The 18,355-nt window shown below is 71.0% G+C and carries 20 protein-coding genes; 12 read left to right on the forward strand and 8 right to left on the reverse strand.

The window, feature by feature from the left end:
• Positions 1-71 precede the first annotated feature (71 nt).
• From O3438_RS29050 to O3438_RS29065, 4 genes are all read left to right on the forward strand, one after another.
• Positions 72-356, forward strand: a complete 285-nt coding sequence (locus O3438_RS29050) for a GlsB/YeaQ/YmgE family stress response membrane protein (protein ID WP_145779401.1) — start codon at positions 72-74, stop codon at positions 354-356.
• Positions 357-627: 271 nt separating this feature from the next.
• Complete coding sequence (locus tag O3438_RS29055) at positions 628-1,914, forward strand: sugar ABC transporter substrate-binding protein (protein WP_269682767.1); 1,287 nt, start codon at positions 628-630, stop codon at positions 1,912-1,914.
• Entirely contained in the window at positions 1,911-2,897 is a 987-nt protein-coding gene (locus tag O3438_RS29060; RefSeq protein WP_332367474.1) for a carbohydrate ABC transporter permease, read from the forward strand. Before O3438_RS29055 ends, O3438_RS29060 begins: the two co-directional genes overlap by 4 nt.
• Positions 2,894-3,724 (forward strand): carbohydrate ABC transporter permease, encoded by an 831-nt coding sequence (locus tag O3438_RS29065; RefSeq protein WP_269682769.1) that lies wholly within the window; start codon positions 2,894-2,896, stop codon positions 3,722-3,724. Before O3438_RS29060 ends, O3438_RS29065 begins: the two co-directional genes overlap by 4 nt.
• Before the next feature lie 34 nt (positions 3,725-3,758).
• Here O3438_RS29065 and O3438_RS29070 read toward each other — a convergent pair whose 3' ends face one another.
• On the reverse strand, positions 3,759-4,073 hold the full coding sequence (locus O3438_RS29070) for a winged helix-turn-helix domain-containing protein (RefSeq protein WP_269682770.1): 315 nt from the start codon (positions 4,071-4,073) through the stop codon (positions 3,759-3,761).
• Positions 4,070-4,549: a hypothetical protein gene (locus tag O3438_RS29075; protein WP_269682771.1), complete on the reverse strand. Its 480-nt coding sequence runs from the start codon at positions 4,547-4,549 to the stop codon at positions 4,070-4,072. Before O3438_RS29075 ends, O3438_RS29070 begins: the two co-directional genes overlap by 4 nt.
• Positions 4,550-4,683: 134 nt before the next feature.
• Here O3438_RS29075 and O3438_RS29080 point away from each other — a divergent pair, with 134 nt between their 5' ends.
• Positions 4,684-5,325 carry an MOSC domain-containing protein gene (locus O3438_RS29080; RefSeq protein ID WP_269682772.1) on the forward strand — a complete coding sequence of 214 codons (642 nt, stop codon included), beginning with the start codon at positions 4,684-4,686 and terminating at the stop codon, positions 5,323-5,325.
• 218 nt (positions 5,326-5,543) lie between these two features.
• On the opposite strand, the gene O3438_RS29085 is transcribed toward O3438_RS29080, so the two are convergent.
• Together O3438_RS29085 and O3438_RS29090 are read right to left on the reverse strand one after the other, a co-directional pair.
• Complete coding sequence (locus tag O3438_RS29085) at positions 5,544-6,446, reverse strand: phytanoyl-CoA dioxygenase family protein (protein ID WP_088988074.1); 903 nt, start codon at positions 6,444-6,446, stop codon at positions 5,544-5,546.
• Between the two features lie 221 nt (positions 6,447-6,667).
• Entirely contained in the window at positions 6,668-7,528 is an 861-nt protein-coding gene (locus O3438_RS29090) for a hypothetical protein (RefSeq protein ID WP_269682773.1), read from the reverse strand.
• Between the two features lie 345 nt (positions 7,529-7,873).
• On the opposite strand from O3438_RS29090, the gene O3438_RS29095 reads away from it, so the two are divergent.
• Complete coding sequence (locus tag O3438_RS29095; protein ID WP_269682774.1) at positions 7,874-8,638, forward strand: SDR family NAD(P)-dependent oxidoreductase; 765 nt, start codon at positions 7,874-7,876, stop codon at positions 8,636-8,638.
• Between the two features lie 61 nt (positions 8,639-8,699).
• Here O3438_RS29095 and O3438_RS29100 read toward each other — a convergent pair whose 3' ends face one another.
• Entirely contained in the window at positions 8,700-9,509 is an 810-nt protein-coding gene (locus tag O3438_RS29100; protein WP_269682775.1) for an enoyl-CoA hydratase-related protein, read from the reverse strand.
• A 19-nt stretch (positions 9,510-9,528) separates the two neighbouring features.
• Here O3438_RS29100 and hemW point away from each other — a divergent pair, with 19 nt between their 5' ends.
• Complete coding sequence (hemW, locus tag O3438_RS29105; RefSeq protein ID WP_269683790.1) at positions 9,529-10,752, forward strand: radical SAM family heme chaperone HemW; 1,224 nt, start codon at positions 9,529-9,531, stop codon at positions 10,750-10,752.
• 39 nt (positions 10,753-10,791) lie between these two features.
• Here the strand turns inward: hemW and O3438_RS29110 are convergent, their stop codons facing one another.
• Positions 10,792-11,421, reverse strand: coding sequence for a DUF4870 domain-containing protein (locus tag O3438_RS29110; protein ID WP_269682776.1), 630 nt, complete (start codon positions 11,419-11,421; stop codon positions 10,792-10,794).
• A 226-nt stretch (positions 11,422-11,647) separates the two neighbouring features.
• Between O3438_RS29110 and hrcA the strand changes: the two genes are divergently transcribed.
• The 3 genes from hrcA to O3438_RS29125 all read left to right on the forward strand — a co-directional run bounded on the left by hrcA (position 11,648) and on the right by O3438_RS29125 (position 14,623).
• Complete coding sequence (gene hrcA / locus O3438_RS29115; protein ID WP_130403671.1) at positions 11,648-12,670, forward strand: heat-inducible transcriptional repressor HrcA; 1,023 nt, start codon at positions 11,648-11,650, stop codon at positions 12,668-12,670.
• A gap of 71 nt (positions 12,671-12,741) precedes the next feature.
• Positions 12,742-13,887: a molecular chaperone DnaJ gene (gene dnaJ / locus O3438_RS29120; RefSeq protein WP_030491782.1), complete on the forward strand. Its 1,146-nt coding sequence runs from the start codon at positions 12,742-12,744 to the stop codon at positions 13,885-13,887.
• 1 nt (position 13,888) lies between these two features.
• Positions 13,889-14,623, forward strand: coding sequence for a 16S rRNA (uracil(1498)-N(3))-methyltransferase (locus O3438_RS29125; RefSeq protein ID WP_269682777.1), 735 nt, complete (start codon positions 13,889-13,891; stop codon positions 14,621-14,623).
• 4 nt (positions 14,624-14,627) lie between these two features.
• On the opposite strand, the gene ppk2 is transcribed toward O3438_RS29125, so the two are convergent.
• On the reverse strand, positions 14,628-15,539 hold the full coding sequence (ppk2, locus tag O3438_RS29130) for a polyphosphate kinase 2 (protein ID WP_269682778.1): 912 nt from the start codon (positions 15,537-15,539) through the stop codon (positions 14,628-14,630).
• 72 nt (positions 15,540-15,611) lie between these two features.
• Complete coding sequence (locus tag O3438_RS29135) at positions 15,612-16,373, reverse strand: SDR family NAD(P)-dependent oxidoreductase (RefSeq protein WP_269682779.1); 762 nt, start codon at positions 16,371-16,373, stop codon at positions 15,612-15,614.
• 46 nt (positions 16,374-16,419) lie between these two features.
• Between O3438_RS29135 and O3438_RS29140 the strand changes: the two genes are divergently transcribed.
• Positions 16,420-16,779 (forward strand): histidine triad nucleotide-binding protein, encoded by a 360-nt coding sequence (locus tag O3438_RS29140; RefSeq protein ID WP_088988083.1) that lies wholly within the window; start codon positions 16,420-16,422, stop codon positions 16,777-16,779.
• 76 nt (positions 16,780-16,855) lie between these two features.
• Positions 16,856-18,244 (forward strand): serine hydrolase domain-containing protein, encoded by a 1,389-nt coding sequence (locus O3438_RS29145; RefSeq protein WP_269682780.1) that lies wholly within the window; start codon positions 16,856-16,858, stop codon positions 18,242-18,244.
• The last annotated feature ends 111 nt before the right edge of the window (positions 18,245-18,355 follow it).

An 18,355-nucleotide genomic window follows, 5' to 3' on the forward strand; every position in this document is an offset into this window, starting at 1 on the left:
GTCGGGCACTTAGGGGTCACGACAGAAAGCACACACATCGTGTGTCAGACATTCTTTGAGGGAGGGTGGCCGTGGAGCTCACCGTGTGGGGCATCATCACTGCGATCGTTGTTGGTCTCATTGTCGGCGCGCTCGGCCGCCTGGTGGTTCCGGGTCGGCAGAACATGCCGATCTGGCTGCACCTGTTGATCGGTGTGGGTGCGGCGCTGCTGGGTACGGTGTTGGCGCGGGCGATGGGTATCGCGACGGAGACCGCTGGTGTGGACTGGACGGAGTTGCTGGTTCAGGTGGTTGTCGCGGCGATCGCGGTCGCGCTGGTGGCTGGTGTCGGCGGGCGTCGCCGCGTCACCCGATAACGACGTCGCCGCGTCACCCGATAACGACAGTGCATCACCTGGCAGGACAGCACTGACAGGACAGCACCAATCGAAAGAGCGCCCGGCCTCGGCCGGGCGCTCTTTCGTGCGGATGTGCCCGACTTCGACCCGGTGCCGCAGGGGCGTTGGTCGGGCCGCTGCGGTACGGTCGCCACGCTTCGGCCAGCCCCGCCCACTGTCGTAAAGGAATTCTCCGTACTAGGGTGCGGCGGAGAAGGTTAGTTCCAGGCGGCGCGAGGGGAGAAGTGGCGTGAACAGGTGGAAGCGGCTGGCCCCGGTCACCGCCATGGTGGCCTCGGCCGCGATGGTGCTGACCGGCTGTGGGGGCTCCGGCGAGGATGCTGCCGACGACAGCAAGCTCACGGTCTGGATGATGGGCGAGGGTGGCGAGGCGCAGAACACCTTTCTCGACTCCGTCGAGACGGAGTTCCGCCAGAAGCACCCCGACACCGATGTGGTGGTGCAGTACATCCCCTGGCTGGAGGCGCCCAAGAAGTTCCAGGCGGCGCTCGCCGGCGGTGAGGGCCCGGACATCACCGAGCTGGGCAACACCGAGACCCAGGGCTGGGCGGCGCAGGAGGCGCTCGCCGACGTGAGTGGTCGGATGGGTGGCTGGGCCGACGGCAAGGACCTGCTGCCCGACCTGGTCCGCAACGCGCAGCTCGACGGCAAGCAGTACGGCGTTCCCTGGTACGCCGGGGTGCGCGCCATCTACTACCGCACCGACTGGTTCGCCGAGGCCGGCGTGCAGCCCCCGAAGACCTGGGACGACCTGGTCACCGTGGCCAAGGCCGTGCAGGCGAAGAAGAAGGGCACCTACGGCATCGCCCTTCCCGGCAACTCCGAGCTGCCCTTCTACTCCTTCCTTTGGGGCGCCGGCGGCGAGATCGCCAACAACCAGGGCGGCACCTGGAAGTCCGGCTACACCACGCCGGAGGCGCAGAAGGCTGTCAAGTACTGGACCGACCTGGTCACCGTGCACAAGGTGGCCCCGCCCGCCGCGGCCGGCTGGAACGAGATCGACGCGCGGACCCAGTTCGCCACCGGCAAGGCGGCGATGGCCTTCGCCGGAAGCTGGCAGCAGGGCGCCATCAAGAAGGACAACCCCGAGATCGAGAAGGTCTGGGGTACGTTCCCGATCCCCGGCCCGGACGGCAAGGCGGCACCCGGCTTCGCCGGTGGCTCGGACGTGGCGATCTGGAAGGACAGCGAGCGGCAGGACCTGGCCTGGGACTACCTGACCGTGCTGCTGAACAAGAAGAACGCGCAGAGCTTCGCGAGCAGCCTCGGGTTCTTCCCGGTCTACCAGGATCTGGTCGCGGGTGACACCTACGCCAACGACAAGGTCATGGCGGCGTTCGCCACCACCATGCAGAACACCAAGCTCACGCCGCTCACCCCGAAGTGGGTGGAGGTCAGCCGGACCAAGACGGTGACCCAGGCGATGAACAGCTCGGTCATGAAGGGTCAGAAGACGGTCGAGAAGGCCACCGCCGATGCGGCCGCCGAGATGGAAGGCATTTTGAACAGCAAGTGAGGTCACAGACTAAAAACCCCGAGACGTCCGCCGCGCGGGAGACCCCCGCGCGGCGGCGTCGCCGGGTGGACCGCCTGCCCTACCTGCTGCTCCTGCCCGCGCTGGTGATCATCGGGGTGTTGCTGCTCTGGCCGCTCGGCCAGGTGGTGGTGATGTCCTTCTACCGGCTGAACAACGTCCGGCAGTTGCGCGGCGACCGCGAGTGGCCCTGGGTGGGGCTGGGCAACTACGCCGACATCCTCTCCGACCCGTTCTTCCTGACCGTGTTGCGCAACACGGTCCTGTTCGCCGCTGCCAACGTGCTGCTCACCATGGTCCTCGGCACCCTGGTCGGTCTCCTGCTCAACCGGCTCGGCCGCAAGATGGCGACCTTCGTGGCCAGTTGCGTGATGCTCGCCTGGGCCACCCCGGCGCTGACCGGCACCATCGTCTGGAAGTGGATCTTCGACGACACGAGCGGCCTCGCCACATGGCTGTTCAACGCCCTGCCGGACGGGCTCTCGAACGCCCTGTTCGGGAGGAGCGACTGGACCGGCTACGGCTGGTTCAACTCGCCGCTGCTCTTCTTCGCCATCCTCACCCTGGTGGTGGTCTGGCACTCGTTCCCGTTCATCGCGGTGAGCGTGCTGGCCGGTCTCAAGAGCGTACCGAGCGAGCTGCACGAGGCAGCCCGGGTGGACGGCGCGAGCCCGTGGCGGGTCTTCTGGAAGATCACGTTCCCGTTGCTGCGCCCGGTCTTCGGGATCCTGATCATTCTCTCCACGATCTGGGACTTCAAGGTCTTCACCCAGCAGTTCGTGCTGGCCGGCGGCACCCAGGACCGGCCTACGTTCATGCTCGCCATCTACTCGTACGCCGAAGCCTTCTCTCCACCGCCGAAGTACGGACTCGGCGCGGCCATCGCGGTGATCCTCACGCTGATCCTGCTCGTGGTCACCGGCTTCTACGTTCGGATGGTGCTCAGGCAGGAGGACGAGTCGTGAAGAAGGTCGCCCTCAACGCAGCAGGCCTGTTGGTCGCGCTCTTCGCGGCGTTCCCGGTCTACTGGATGATCTCCACGTCGCTGAAGCCCAGCAACGAGATCTTCTCGGCCACTCCGCAGCCGGTGCCGACGCACCCGACGCTGGCGCACTACCGGGAGATCCTGACCGGCAACCTGATCCCCGGCGTGAGCTTCCTCGACTTCTTCCTCAACAGCGCGCTGGTCGCCGTCTCCACCGTGGTGCTCAGCGGCCTGGTGGCCCTGCTGGCCGCGACAGCGGTGGCCCGGTTCCGCTTCAAGCTGCGGACCAGCTTCCTGATCATGCTGTTGGTGGTGCAGATGATCCCGTTGGAGGCGCTGGTCATCCCGCTGTTCCTGATGATCCAGCGGCTGGGGCTCTACAACACCCTGCCCAGCCTGATCCTCACGTACCTCGGCTTCTCGCTGCCGTTCGCGGTCTGGATGCTGCGCGGATTCGTCGCGGCGGTGCCCAAGGAGTTGGAGGAGGCGGCGGCCATCGACGGGGCGAGTCGGGCCCAGACCTTCCGGCGGGTCCTCTTCCCACTGGTCGCGCCCGGCCTGGTGGCCACCAGCATCTTCTCCTTCATCACGGCGTGGAACGAGCTGATCTTCGCGTTGACGTTCATCAACGACCAGGGGAGCTACACGCTGCCGGTGGCGATGACCTTCTTCTTCGGTCGCGACGACACCAACTGGGGGCCGGTGATGGCCGCGTCCACCCTGTTCACCCTGCCGGTGATCATCTTCTTCCTGCTGGTGCAGCGCCGGATGGTCTCCGGCCTGGTGGCCGGCGCCGTCAAGGGCTGAAACCGGCCGCCGCGCACGACCGCCGGGGCGGTGGTCAACCGCCGGGAAGGACGGTGAGCCCCGACCGGGCGACGATCTCCTGTAATGCCGCCACGTGCCCGTCGAACGCCGCCCGGCCGGCCCTGCTCAGGGCCACCGAGGTACGCGGGCGCTTGCCCACGAAACTCTTGCGGATCTCCACGTAGCCGGCCTGCTCCAGCGTGGTGAGCTGTTTGGACAGCGCCGAGTCGGAGAGCCCGAGATGCTCGCGCAGGTAGCGGAACTCCGCCCATTCGGTGGCCGCGAGCAGGCTCACCAGGGACAGCCGGGTCGGCGCGTGGATCAGCTCGTCGAACCGGGCGGTGCTCACCGGCCGCCGCCCAGCGGTCGGGTGGTCATCATCCGGCGAAGGTAGCGCATCAGTGGCTCCCCGGTAGCGGTCATCGCGCCGCCGGCGGTCGCCGTGCCGACCGTCGCGGGCCAGCTCAGACCGACCGCCTCGGCGGTGAACCCGGTGCAGACGCCGAGCGCGACCAGGGCGAGCACGTAGGCGGCGATGACGCCAACCCCCCGTACGCCGATGATGTGGGCGTGGACCTGGGCGCGGTGCCGCACCACCAGCAGGCCCACGACGGCGGTCAGGCCGATCGCGTACGCCGCCGACCCGACCGCGACCAGCCACGGCCGGTGGCTCTCCACGGTGGCGGTGAAGGCCACCATGAGCCCGGCCACGGCGGGCCAGAACCAGGCTGGAACGAGGGAGGCCGTGACCGCTTGGTCGCGGCGGGCTCGGATCTCGGCGAGCGCGTCGGCGGCCGCTGCGGAGGTGATGCCGGGCTCGGTCACGGCTGCTCCTGAAGAGAAGGAAAGAACTTTCCTGTCAGGCAAGTAGAGCAGGCACTTGCCAGTTGGGCAAGTACTTTCCGATTCGGCCATGAGGTGGCCCCTCCCGGCAACGACGTGCGGTTAGGCTGGCCGTCATGACGGGCAGGGTGGCAGCGGTGAACCTCGGCGCGGTGACCGAGGCGGAGTGGGCCGGCGACGCGAGCGGTCGCAGCGGCATCGACAAGCGGCCGGTGGGCGGCCCGGTGCTGGTCCGCGTCGACGGCGTGGTCGGCGACTTCATCGGCGAGCGCGCCCACCACGGCGGCCCCGACCAGGCGGTCTACGCCTACGCGGAGGAGGACGCTGCCTGGTGGGCGACGGAGCTGGGCCGCGACGTCCGACCGGGCGGCTTCGGGGAGAACCTGTCCACCTACGCGGTCGACGTGACCGGCGCGGTGATCGGCGAGCAGTGGCTGGTTGGTTCCGCCCTGCTCCAGGTCACCAAGCCGCGTACGCCGTGCACCACCTTTGCCGGGTTCTGGGGCGTACCGGATCTGATCAAGCGGTTCACCGCCCGGGCGCTGCCCGGCGCCTACCTGCGGGTGTTGCGCGAGGGGGAGGTCGGCCCGGGCGACCCGGTCGAGGTGGTGGAACGGCCGGCGCACGGTGTGACCATCGGCGAGGTGTTCCGGGCGACCAGCCTGGAGCCGGAGCTGCTGCCTCGGCTGCTCCAGGCGGAGGACCTGCCGGAGCCGATCCGGGAGAAGGCCCGCCGCCGCCTCGCCGCCCGGGGCTGAGACACGAAAGCCCCTGCCGTCAGCGGACGGCAGGGGCTTGAGGGCCTGTTTCATAAGAACTGGCCGGCCTGCGGCGGGCCCGGACGACGACCGGCGGCGTTGCGGTTTCGTCCGGATACGACACCGGTATCCGGACGAAACCGCGCCTTGCCGGGTCGCCGTCCGGACTCCGCCTCGGCTCGACCGCCCTTATGAAACAGGCCCTGGGCGCGATCGGGTCAGCGGAGCCAGGGGATGTTGCGGTCGAGCAGACCGCGCTCCTTGAGCTCCTTGCGCAGCGGGATCTCGTCGTCGACGTACCCGTCCCAGTTGATGCCCCAGTAGTTGGCGGTGTGGGTGCCCTCACCGATCAGCTGGCGCTGGACCGGGGTGCGGTTGCGGTACCACTCGCCGTTCACGTCGGGGTGCAGCTCGTCCAGCGGACGGATCCACCGGTAGGTGTAGCCGACGAAGAGCATCTTGCGGGTGATGGTCGACAGGTTCGTCGACCGCGAGTGCCACTGCCGGCGGTCGAAGATGAAGGCGTCACCCGGGTTGGCGGTGATCTCTACAGTGCCCTCCGGGTCCGGGTTGTGCACGCTGAGGTCCTTGGGCCGGTCCAGCGAGTTCCACAGGTGGCTGCCCGGGATGACCTTGGTGGCGCCGCGGCCGGTCTCGGAGAGGTCCGACAGCACGTACGCGACCTTCAGCGAGAACATCGGCCGAGGCAGGTTCGGGTCCATCGTCTCCGGGTCGGAGTTCTGCCGGTACCCGTCCTGGTGCCAACCCCAGTACGGCTTCTCCGGCTCGGCGGCCGGCGGGGTGACGTCGAGGTGGTTGTGGTGGGTGTAGATGTTCCAGCCGGCCAGCCCCCACATGTACGGGAAGGCGATCGGGTGGGTGAGCAGCTCGCCGAAGAGCTCGTCGCGCTCCAGGAAGCCCAGCAGGTGCAGGGTGCCGTCCTTCTTGGTGGTGCCCTTGGCCTGCTCCTCCGCGTAGACGCGGTCGACCGCCGCCTCCAGCGCCGCCCGGTGGTCCTCCGTCAGGACGTTGCGCAGCAGGAGGAAGCCCTGCTCGTGGAACTCCTTGCGGTCAGTGTCGCTGATCGGTTCGTAACCGGTCCGGTCGCCGTAATCGAACACCGCGTCGTACCCCTCCCCATGAGGTGAATCATTTTCTGGCACAGGCCGCCGATCGTAACGCGACGGACAAGGCCTCGGGGAGGAGGTCTTCGATGCGTGGGCCGCGGCGGGACCCCGTGCAGCGGGAGAGCTGCGGAGAGTGAGATCTTCGTGATCGATACAGCCTTTGATGGGCACTTGTCCGATTGTGCGGTGACTGCCGGTTAAGAGATCCGGGTCGGTCAGCCCTCGTTGAACACCTCGGCGACCACCTGGCCGGCGGGGCTCTGCCCGCCGTTCGCCCGACCCCAGGTGCCCGCTCGGGCGGTCCACTCCAGGTCGCCGAAGCGGACGCGCTTCACCCCGTGGTCCTGTGCGTGCGACACCAGCCAGTGCGCGTACCGCCAGCCGTCGCGCTGGTCGACCGGCGTGACCGCCAACCCGGTCGGGTCGCTCGGGTCGGTGCCCTTCAGCCCCCAGTCCAGCACCAGGTTGCGGGTCAACTGCGCGGCCGCCGCCGCGCCGTGCATCACCGGGGTACGCCCCACAGTGCAGGCGACCGCTCCGGTGGCGTCTCCCAGCAGGGCTCGGCTGAGCACCTCGGAGTCGTCGGCCCACTTCTGGTAGGCCTCCGGGAAGGCGGAGCGCTGGACGCGCTGGGCGGCGTCGGTGACGCGCATCTTCTCCCAGCCGCGCACCTTCTTGAGCGCCGCGTAGAACCGGTTGGCGGCGTAGCGCGGGTCGCGGATCTGCGCCGGGGTGCCCCAGCCCTGGCTCGGCCGCTGCTGGAACAGGCCGACCGAGTCGCGGTCGCCGTCGGCGAGGTTGCGCAGCCCCGACTCCTGGTACGCGGTGGCCAACGCGACCACCACGGCCCGCTCGGGCATCTTGCGCTGGGCGCCGATCGCCGCGATGGTCGCCGCGTTGGCCATCTGGTCGGCGTCGAGCGCGACCCGGCCGTCGGCCTGCACCGTGCACTTCCGGGTTGCCAGCGGCAACTGGAGGCGGTCACCGACCTGCCGTACGACGAGCCAGATCGCGATCACGGCGACGAGGATGAGCACCACTCCACCCGCCACGGCTGCCCGAGTTCGCACCCACACCCCCAGATCGACAGTCCGACAAGCGTACGTCCCCCGGGGCCCTCTCCGGGTCGTCTGAGCGGTTCGGGACCGGCTCTGCCGAGGCGTGCCGATCGGGGCATTCCCGCTTTGGCCCCGGTCTCACCTGCCGAAACGGCCGATAATCGGGTCATCTGGCGCCCGCCCTGTCTGTCCGTCGTCAGCACTGTGCGTGGCCGCGTGGCAGACCTGTCGCGCCGATCACGGCCTCGGTTGAGCGGGAAGTGGTTGACCGATCAAGGGGTTACCTCAGTTGACATGTCAATTGCTGGTCCGCCCGATCGTCGATCCAGGCGACCGGATCGGCACGGAGCAAGGAGGAGTTCCATGGGAACGCTCGACGGCAAGGTCGTGCTCGTCACCGGCACCGGCGGCGGTCTGGGACGCGTCGCCGCGCAGATCTTCGCGCGGGAAGGCGCGAAGGTCGTCGGAGCCGACATCCAGGTCGACGGCAACAACGAGACCGTCGAACTCGTTCGCGCCGCCGGCGGTGAGATGACGGGCATCGCGCCGGTCGACCTCACCGACCCGGAACAGGTGCGCACACTCGTCGAGGACGCCGTCGCGGCCTACGGCGGGCTCGACGTGGTCTACAACAACGCGGCGGCGCTGCGCTTCGGCCCGATGCCCGACTTCTCGGTCGAGGACTGGCGGTACACCATCACCGGCGAACTCGACATTCCGTACTTCGTGTCGAAGTTCGCCTGGCCGCACCTGGTGCGACGCGGTGGTGGCGTGATCATCAACGCCGCCTCCATGGCGGGGACGATCGCCGGGCACGTCCCCCCGATGGTCGGCCACACCGCGGCTAACGCCGGCGTCATCGGTCTGACCCGACAACTCGCTCTCGAAGGCGCGCCGCACGGCATCCGGGCGGTAGCGGTCAGCCCCGGGCCCATCATCAGCCCGGCGAGTGAGCGCGATCTGGGTGACAACCAGGCGGCCCGGGACGCGATCACCGGCAAGACGCTGCTGAAGCGGTTCGCCCAACCCGAGGAGGTCGCCGAACTGGTGGTGTTCCTGGCCTCCGACCGGGCGTCCTACATCACCGGCGCGAACTACCCGGTCGACGGCGGCGCGACCGCGTGGTGACCGAGGTGTGGGTGCCGCCGCTCCCGGCGGCGCCCACGACGGTCACCGGTGACGGGCCGGGTCAGCCGGCCTGCTCAGCGGAACCGCCGTCCAGAGCGGCCACCCATCGAGTCAATCTCTTCTCCCGGAACGCGGTGACCCCCTCGCGCCCCTCGTCGGACAGGAAGTAGCTCGTCGACAGGACGGACAGCCGGGCCAGGTCGGCGCGCAGCTCGGCGGTGCCCGGCCGACGGAGCAACTCCTTCGCGCCCGCCAACGCGCCGGGAGCGCCCTGCACCAGCGAGTCGCAGTAGCCCCGCACCGCCGCGTCCAGCTCGGCGGCGGGCACGGAGGCCGTGACCAGGCCGACCTGGGCGGCCCGCCGCCCGTCGAAGGTGTCCCCGGTCAGGTACAGCTCGGCCGCGGCACGCGGGTGCAACCGGGGCAGCACGGTCGCCGAGATCACCGCCGGGATCACCCCGATCCGCACCTCGGTGAACGCGAACGTCGCCTCGTCGGCGCAGACCGCCAGATCGGCGGCGGCGATCAGGCCCAGACCGCCCGCCCGCGCCGGCCCACCCACCCGGGCCAGCACCGGCTTCGGGCACTCCCAGATCGCCGCGAGCACGTCACCCAGCATGCCGGCCGGCACCGTCCCGCTGGCGTACGCGGCGGCCGTCTCCTTCAGGTCCGCGCCGGAGCAGAAGACCGGGCCGGTGTGGTCGAGCACGATCGCCCGGACCGTCTCGTCGGCGACCGCGTCGCCCAGCCCGGCCAGCAGTTGGGTCATGAGAGCTGTGGAGAGCGCGTTGCGGTTGTGTGGGCTGTCCAGGGTGAGGGTGGTCACCCCACGGGCCGTGGCGACCCGCACGAGGACGTCGGGAGAGGTCATGCCGGGCACACTAGTGGCCATGCCCGGCGTCCTTCCAGATGGTGAGACCGTCCCCGTCGACGGATCGCTGCCCGCCACCGCCACCACGGCGGTCGGCGCGCGCGGCTTCGGCGTGTACGTCCACGTGCCGTTCTGCGCCAGTCGCTGCGGCTACTGCGACTTCAACACCTACACGGCCGCCGAGCTCGGCGGCGGCGCGAGCCGCGACGGGTACGCCGACACCGTCCTGGCCGAGCTGGCGCTCGCCACGCGGGTGCTGGGCGACAGCCCACCGCCCCGGGTCGACACCGTCTTCGTCGGCGGCGGTACGCCCACCCTGCTCCCCGCCGACGACCTGGCCCGCATCCTCGACGGCATCGACCGCACCTGGGGGTTGGCCGCCGACGCCGAGGTGACCACCGAAGCGAACCCGGAGTCGGTCACGCCGGAATCGTTGAAGCTGCTGCGGGCCGCCGGCTACACCCGGATCTCGCTGGGCATGCAGTCCGCGTCGCCGGGGGTGCTGGCGATCCTGGACCGCAAACACAGCGCCGGCCGGGCCACCGCCGCCGCTCTGGAAGCCCGCGACGCCGGGTTCGAGCACGTGAACCTGGACCTGATCTACGGGACGCCGGGCGAGCGGGCCGAGGACTTCGCCGCCTCGTTGGAGCAGGTGGTGGCCGCCGGGGTGGACCACGTGAGCGCGTACGCGCTGATCGTCGAGGACGGTACCCGGCTCGCCGCCCGGATGAAGCGCGGCGAGCTGGCGTACCCCAGTGACGACGTGGCCGCGGACCGCTACCTGGCTGCGGAGGCCGCGCTCGACGCGGCCGGACTCTCCTGGTACGAGGTCTCCAACTGGGCGGCCACCGACGAGGCCCGGTGCCGGCACAACCTGCTCTACTGGACCGGGGCGGACTGGTGGGGGCTGGGGCCGGGAGCACACAGCCACGTCGGCGGCGTGCGGTGGTGGAACGTCAAACACCCCTCCGCGTACGCCCAGCGGCTGGCCGCCGGCGCGTCTCCGGGCCTCGCCCGGGAGGTGCTCACTGCCGACGAGGCGCACATGGAGGACGTGATGTTGCGGCTGCGCCTCGCCAGCGGACTGCCGTTGACAGTGCTCGACGCCGCCGGCCGGGCGGGCGCCGAGCGGGCGCTGGCCGACGGCCTGCTGGCCGCCGACGAGTACGCGGCCGGCCGGGCCGTGCTCACGTTGCGCGGGCGGCTGCTCGCCGACGCCGTCGTGCGCGACCTGCTGCCCTGAGCGGGGCGGGCCGGCCGGGGGAGCGGCCGGCCCGAGGTCTCACTTGACGAAGCTCGCCGAGAGCGGGTAGCGGTAGAGCTGTCCCTCGTTGGCCTTGATGCCGGCGATGATGCCGAACACGGCACCGAGGATGATGGCCGCGCCGACCCCGATGAAGCCGATCAGGATGCAGGACAGCACCCAGCCGATCAGGCCGACGATCGACCAGATGAGCTGGAAGTTCAGCGCCGCCACGGCGTGCGTCCGCACGGTGGGGGACTGGTTGCCCCGGGCCAGCATGGCGACCAGCGGGCCGATCCAGCCGAGCACGCCGCCGCTGATGATCATGCCGGCGGCGCCGCCGAAGTGCGCGACGAGCGCCCAGGTCTTGTCCTCGTTGTTGGCGAAGCCGCCGCCGGGGCCGCCGTACGCGCCGCCGGTCGGGTAGCCGCCGGGCGGGGGATAGCCCCCGGGCGGAGGGTAGCCGCCCGCCGGAGGGTAGCCGCCTGACGGCGGTTGGTCACCGGTGGGCGGCGGATAGCCACCGGGCGGGGGATAGCCGCCCGGGCCGGGTGCCCCGGACAGTGGTGCGGTGGGTGGCTCGGCCGACGGGTACGAACCCGGGGAGGTCGGCTCCGGCGGGTAGTTGCCGGGGTCACCCGCGCCGGGAGGGCGAGGAGGTTCAGTCATGGATGTCACGGTAGGGGCATCTGGCAACGCCGCACCAGAGCAACACCTCCCGGCAGTGTGGGCCGTTCGGGTCCGGCGGGGTGGCGCGGGCCGCACCGACGGGCCGCCGTTGATCATCGCGTCGACGGGTACCTCGACGTAGACTGGCACTCGCTACAGTCGAGTGCCAGGACGGCCCGGCCGGCTCAGGAAGCCGGCGGCCGACGTGCGACAGGAGGTGCGGAGGATGGGTCTCGACGACCGCAAACTCGCCGTGCTCCGCGCCATCGTCGAGGACTACGTCTCCACCCAGGAGCCGGTTGGCAGCAAGGCGCTGGTCGAGCGGCACCAGCTCGGGGTCTCCCCGGCCACGGTCCGCAACGACATGGCCGTGCTGGAGGAGGAGGGTTACATCCGGCAACCGCACACGAGTGCCGGCCGGGTGCCCACCGACCGCGGTTACCGACTCTTCGTCGACCGGTTGTCCCGGGTCAAGCCGCTCAGCCCGGCCGAGCGCCGGGCCATCGAGCGCTTCCTGGTCGGGGCGGTGGACCTCGACGACGTGGTGCACCGCACGGTGCGGCTGCTCGCCCAGTTGACGCGGCAGGTGGCCGTCGTGCAGTACCCGTCGCTGGCCCGATCCTCGGTGCGGCACCTGGAGCTGGTGCCGATCTCCACCACCCGGCTGATGCTCGTCATGATCGCCGACACCGGGCGGGTGGAGCAGCGGCTGGTGGAGCTGCCCGGGCCGGTGCCCGCCGACGACGTCACCGACCTGCGTCGGCTGGTCAACGAGAAGCTGGCCGGAGCCCGGCTGTCCGACACGCCACCACTGGTGCAGGCATTGGTCGAGGAGGCACCGGCCCAGCTGCGGCCGATGATGACGATGCTCTCCACGGTGTTGCTCGAGACGCTCGTCGAGCGGCACGAGGAACGCATCGCGCTGGCCGGCACCGCGAACCTCACCCGGGGTGGCCTGCTCGACTTCCAGGGTTCCCTGCGGCCGATCCTCGAGGCCCTGGAGGAGGAGGTCGTGCTCCTCAAGCTCATCGGTGAGACCGAGCCGAGCACGACCCGGGTGCTGATCGGCGACGAGAACGAGTTCGACAACCTGCGGGCCGCGTCGGTGGTCAGCACCGGCTACGGCCCGGGCGCGACGATCGTCGGCGGTCTGGGGGTGCTGGGGCCCACCCGGATGGACTACCCCGGCAACATCGCCACGGTGCGCGCCGTGGCACGCTACGTGGGCGAGTTGCTGGCCCAGAACTGACCAGTCAGGGCCGACGGCCGGCGGCTGCCGGATCGGCGCAACGCGAGACGAACATGAGGACACGGAACGCAGTGGCCAGGGACTACTACGGCATTCTCGGTGTGAGCCGGGAAGCCTCCGATGACGAGATCAAGCGCGCCTACCGCAAGCTGGCGCGCCAGTTCCACCCGGACGTCAATCCGGACCCGGAGGCTCAGGAGAAGTTCAAGGACATCAACGCCGCGTACGAGGTCCTCTCGGACGACCGGAAGCGGCAGATCGTCGACCTGGGTGGCGACCCGCTCGCCCCGGGCGGCGGTGGCGCGGGAGGCCCCGGTGGTCCCGGCGGCGCCGGCCCGTTCGTCGGTTTCCAGGACATCATGGACGCGTTCTTCGGCGGAGCCGGGGGCAACGCCCGTGGCCCGCGCCCGCGTACCCGTCCGGGCGCCGACGCCATCCTGCGACTCGAACTCGACCTGCACGAGACGGCGTTCGGCGTCGAGGCGCCGATCACCGTCGACACCGCAGTGCTCTGCACCACCTGCTCCGGCGCCGGCACGGCCGCCGGCACCCACCTGGCGACCTGCGAGGCGTGTGCCGGTCGGGGCGAGGTGCAGTCGGTGCAGCGCACCTTCCTCGGCCAGGTGGTCTCCGCCCGGCCGTGCACGGTGTGCCAGGGCTACGGCACGACCATCCCGCACCCCTGCCCCACCTGCGCCGGCGACGGCCGGGTGCGCACCCGCCGCTCGCTGACCGTCAAGATCCCGGCCGGTGTCGAGGACGGCATGCGGATCCGGCTGGCCCAGCAGGGCGAGGTCGGCCCGGGTGGCGGCACCGCCGGCGACCTCTACGTGGAGATCCACGAGCGACCGCACGACGTCTACTCCCGCAAGGGCGACGACCTGCACTGCCGGGTCACCGTGCCGATGACCGCGGCGGCGCTGGGCACCCGGCTGACCATCAAGACCCTGGACAGCGAGGAGACCGTCGACGTCAAGGCCGGCACCCAGCCGGCCAGCACGCTGCGACTGCGCGCCCGGGGCGTACCGCACCTGCGCGGCACCGGCCGGGGCGACCTCTACGTGCACCTGGACGTGCGGACCCCGACCAAGCTCGACCCGGACCAGGAGAAGATGCTGCGCGACTTCGCCAAGACCCGCGGTGAGGAGGTCGCCGAGTTATCCAAGCAGGGCGGCTTCTTCTCCCGGATGCGCGACGCGTTCAACGGGCACGCCTGAGGTGTCCGCACCGCTGTTCCTGGTCGAGGCGCTGCCCACCGGCGACGCGCTGACCCTGGACGGCCCGGAGGGGCACCACGCGGCCACCGTGCAGCGGCTGCGCGTCGGGGAGGAGCTGCTGCTCGCCGACGGGCGGGGCGGCACCGCCGCCGCCGTGGTCACCGCCGTCGGCCGGGGCAGCCTGGAGGTCACCATCACCTCCCGGGGGTACGTGGACGCGCCCGTACCCCGGATCGTCACCGTGCAGGGCATCGCGAAGGGCGACCGGGGCGAGTTGGCGGTGCAGGCGATGACCGAGGTCGGCGTCGACGAGATCGTGCCGTGGGCGGCCTCGCGCTCGGTGACCCAGTGGCGCGGTGACCGGGGCGTACGCGCGCGGGAGAAGTGGGTGGCGACCGCCCGGGAGGCAGCCAAGCAGGCCCGCCGGCCGTGGTTGCCGGTGGTGGCCGGCTCGCCCGACGAGTCGACCGCCACCGTGGCCCGTCGGATCGCCGGTGCCGCCGCCGGGTTCGTGCTGCACGAGGAGGCCGACGAGCGGCTGACCACCGCCGACCTGCCGACCGCCGGTGAGATCGTCCTGGTGGTCGGCCCGGAGGGCGGCATCGCCCCGGCCGAGCTGACCGCGTTCCGCGAGGCCGGCGGCCGGGCGGTGCGACTCGGGCCGGCAGTGCTGCGCACCTCGACCGCCGGCGTGGCCGCGCTCAGCGTGCTCGCCACCCGCCTCGGCCGCTGGTGACCGTTCAGGGCCTCGGGAACACCGGCACGACCTCCTCCTCCGGCCCCAGGTCCAGCCCGGCGTTTCCGATGATCTGCGGGTCCGGTGTGCCGACCACCTCGGGATCCTTGCCGGCGTAGTCGAAGCGGTTCAGCACGTGTCGCATGGCCTCCAGTCGGGCCCGCTTCTTGTCGTTGCTCTTCACCACAGTCCACGGCGCGTCGGCCGTGTCGGTCCAGAAGAACATGGCCTCCTTGGCCTCCGTGTAGTCGTCCCAGCGGTCCAGCGAGGCGATGTCCATCGGGGACAGCTTCCACTGCCGGACCGGGTCGACCTGGCGGATCGCGAACCGGGTGCGCTGCTCGTTCTGGGAGACGGAGAACCAGAACTTGACCAACCGGATGCCCGAGCGCACCAGCATCCGCTCCAACTCCGGGGCCTGACGCAGGAACTCCAGGTACTCCTTGCGACCACAGAAGCCCATCACCCGCTCGACGCCGGCCCTGTTGTACCAGGACCTGTCGAACAGCACGATCTCACCGGCCGCCGGCAGGTGCGCCAGCCACCGCTGGAAGTACCACTGGCCGGCTTCCCGTTCGTCCGGCTTGGCGAGTGCCACCACGGACGCGCCGCGCGGGTTGAGGTGCTCCATGAAGCGCTTGATGGTGCCGCCCTTGCCGGCCGCGTCCCGGCCCTCGAAGATGATCAGCAGCCGCTCTCCGGACTCCTTGATCCAGTCCTGGAGCTTCAACAGCTCGATCTGGAGCAGCCGCTTGTCGCGGTCGTACTCGTCGCGGTCCATCCGTTCGTCGTACGGGTAGTCCTCACGCCAGGTCTCGACGGGCGTCCCGTCGGGTCGGAGTAGGACGGGGTCGTCGTCGTGGCCGTCGGCCACCCGGTAGTCGGCAGTGAGGTCCAGCAACGCGGAGTCGGCCATGTCGAAGGCCCTTACCCGCCCGCGCACCCCGAACCACCTGTTCGGCCAGGTGATGTGCCGCCGAGCGCGGGATCAGCTGCGCAGGTAGGAGGCGCCGTTGAGGTCGACGATCGTGCCGGACGTCCACTCGGCCTGCGGCGAGGCCAGCCAGTGCACCGCGGCCGCGATCTCCTCCGGTCGGCCCACCCGGTCGAACGGGCTCTGCGCCCGGATCGCCGCGCCCTGCTCACCGTGCAGGTACTCGGTGACCATGTCCGTCGCCACGAAGCCCGGCGCGACCGTGGCGACACTGATGCCGTACGGCGCGAGCGCCACGGCGAGGGACTGACCCAACGCGTTCAGCCCCGCCTTGCTGGCACCGTACGCCGGCTGGTGCGGCTCGCCGCGGAACGCGCCCCGGGACGAGACGTTGACGATCCGGCCGCCACTGTCGCGCATGTGCTGGGCAGCGCAGCAGATGACGTTGCCGGCACCGGTCAGGTTGGTCTCCAGCACCTGCCGCCAACGCTTCTGCCACTCCTCGTACGAGGCGCCGAAGATCGGGTGCGGGTCGTCCCGGTCGCCGTACGTCCCGGCGTTGTTCACCAGGACGTCCAACCCGCCGAGCGCCTCGGCGGCCCGGTCCACCATGGCCCGGACCGCGTCCGGGTCGGTGAGGTCCGCGCGGACCACCACGTGCCCCGCGCCGGGGAGTCGCCCGCGCACCTCCTCGGCCGCGTCGGCGGAGTCGCGGTGGTGGATGGCCACCCGGTCGCCGCTCTCCGCGAACGCCCGCGCCACGGCGGCGCCGATCCCGCGCGAGGCTCCGGTCACGAGTACCGCCCGATCCGTCATGCCGGCCATCCTGCCCGAGCCGCGAGCTCGTCCTTACACTGCCCCGATGGGATCCGACTGCCTGTTCTGCCGCATCGTCGCCGGGGAGATCCCGGCCACCGTGGTCCGGGAGACCGACACCACGCTCGCCTTCCGCGACATCGACCCGAAGGCGCCGGTGCACGTCCTGGTCATTCCGAAGGAGCACTACGCCGACGTCGCCACCCTCGCGCAGGGTGACCCGGCGCTGGCCGCCGACGTGCTGGCGACGTCCGCCGCCGTGGCCGAGGACGAGGGTCTGCTCGGCGACGGTTTCCGGTTGATGTTCAACACCGGCGCGTACGGCGGGCAGGAGGTGTTCCACGTGCACGCGCACCTGCTCGGTGGTGCGCCGCTCGGCCCGATGCTCGCCCGGGACCTGGCATGAGCGAGCGCAGCGAGCGAATCATCGGGCTCGGTGCGGAGGTGTCTCATGGCGGCACGCAGCGAAGCGGAGTGACGGCGTGAGCGAACCCGACAGGCGCGTGCACGAGCACCTGGGTCGACTCGTCCGGCAGGTGCAGGCCGACGCCCGGGTGCCGGCGGTGTCGGTGGCGCTGCACCGGGCCGACCGGCCGCTCTGGACCTGCACCGTCGGTGAGACCGGGACCGACAGCCCGTTGACGCCGGACACCCAGTTCCGGATCGGCTCGGTGACGAAGACCTTCACCGCGGCGCTCACCCTCCAGTGCCGCGACGACGGGCTGCTGGACCTGGACGACCCGGTCGGCCGGCACCTGGACCTGCCCGCATACGGCGAGCTGACCGTGCGCCGGTTGCTGTCGCACACCGCCGGCCTGCAACGCGAGCCGTTCGGCGACGTGTGGGACAGCCTGCGCGCACCGGACGACGACCAGTTGGTGGCGGAGCTGGTCCGGGCCGAGCGGGTGCTGCCGACGGGCCGCCGGTTCCACTACTCCAACCTGGGCATGGCCGTGCTCGGCCAACTCGTCGCCCGGCTGCGCGGCGAGAGCTGGGCGCAGGCGCTCACCGAGCGGATCCTGACGCCGCTCGGGCTGACCGACACCACTGTGACCCCCCGGCCGACGGCGGCCACCGGGTTCCTGGTCGACGCGTACTCCGACGAGGCGCACCCGGAGCCACCGACCGACTTCGGCGCTGTCGGCCCGGCCGCGCAGCTCTGGAGCACCGCCACCGACATGGCGCGGTGGGCGGCGTTCCTGGCCGACCCGGTGGCGCTGGACCCGGCCGGCGCGGTGCTCGCCCCCGCGACGCTGGACGAGATGCGCTGGCCGGTGACCACCACCGACGAGACGCTCTGGGGCGCGGGCTTCGGGCTCGGGCTGATCCTGATCCCGCAGGGGGAACGGGTGGTGCACGTGGGGCACGACGGGGCGATGCCCGGTTTCCTCGCCGGTGTCTACGGCCGGCGGGGAGGCGACGGCACGGCCGGTGCGATGGGCGCCGCGGTGCTCGGCTCGTCCGGTACGGCGGCCGAACTGTTCGACCTGACGCACCGGCTGCTCGGCGCGGCGGTCGAGCGGGACCCGGCCGACATCGCGCCGTGGCGGCCGGGGGTGCCCGCGCCGGCGGCCCTGCGCGGCGTGCTCGGCCGCTGGTGGGGGGAGGGTTCCGAGTACGTCTTCTCCTGGCACGACGGATCCCTGCGGGCCCGTGGGGTGGGGGACCCGGCCGGCCGTCCGCCGGCGGTTTTCGAGCCCCTACCGGAGCAGCCGGACGTGTTCCGCACGGCCTCCGGTCGGGAGGTCGGCGAGCTGCTGCGACTGACCCGGGACGAGGCCGGCGTGGTGGTCCGGATGCACTGGGCGACGTACCGGTTCACCCGCCACCAGGAGACCTTCGACCGGTACGACTTCCGGGCCGGGCGTTGATCGCGGCCAGCGGAAATGGGCGCGATGCGGCCCGCGTCGAACGGATACGATGGGTGTAACGTCCGCACGCCGGCCAGCAGGTCGGCGCCGAGATCGAGAGCAGGTGGCGCA

It is taken from the genome of Micromonospora sp. WMMC250 (genome assembly GCF_027460215.1).
In the GTDB taxonomy this organism is placed as follows: domain Bacteria; phylum Actinomycetota; class Actinomycetes; order Mycobacteriales; family Micromonosporaceae; genus Micromonospora; species Micromonospora taraxaci.

What these genes read in the sequence shown, in the direction of transcription:
- O3438_RS29080 (WP_269682772.1), top strand. Translation starts at nt 4,684, where the DNA reads ATGACGGGCAGGGTGGCAGCGGTGAACCTCGGCGCGGTGACCGAGGCG.
- O3438_RS29095 (WP_269682774.1), top strand. Translation starts at nt 7,874, where the DNA reads ATGGGAACGCTCGACGGCAAGGTCGTGCTCGTCACCGGCACCGGCGGC.
- O3438_RS29100 (WP_269682775.1), bottom strand. Translation starts at nt 9,509, where the DNA reads ATGACCTCTCCCGACGTCCTCGTGCGGGTCGCCACGGCCCGTGGGGTG.
- hemW (WP_269683790.1), top strand. Translation starts at nt 9,529, where the DNA reads ATGCCCGGCGTCCTTCCAGATGGTGAGACCGTCCCCGTCGACGGATCG.
- O3438_RS29110 (WP_269682776.1), bottom strand. Translation starts at nt 11,421, where the DNA reads ATGACTGAACCTCCTCGCCCTCCCGGCGCGGGTGACCCCGGCAACTAC.
- hrcA (WP_130403671.1), top strand. Translation starts at nt 11,648, where the DNA reads ATGGGTCTCGACGACCGCAAACTCGCCGTGCTCCGCGCCATCGTCGAG.
- ppk2 (WP_269682778.1), bottom strand. Translation starts at nt 15,539, where the DNA reads ATGGCCGACTCCGCGTTGCTGGACCTCACTGCCGACTACCGGGTGGCC.
- O3438_RS29135 (WP_269682779.1), bottom strand. Translation starts at nt 16,373, where the DNA reads ATGACGGATCGGGCGGTACTCGTGACCGGAGCCTCGCGCGGGATCGGC.
- O3438_RS29140 (WP_088988083.1), top strand. Translation starts at nt 16,420, where the DNA reads ATGGGATCCGACTGCCTGTTCTGCCGCATCGTCGCCGGGGAGATCCCG.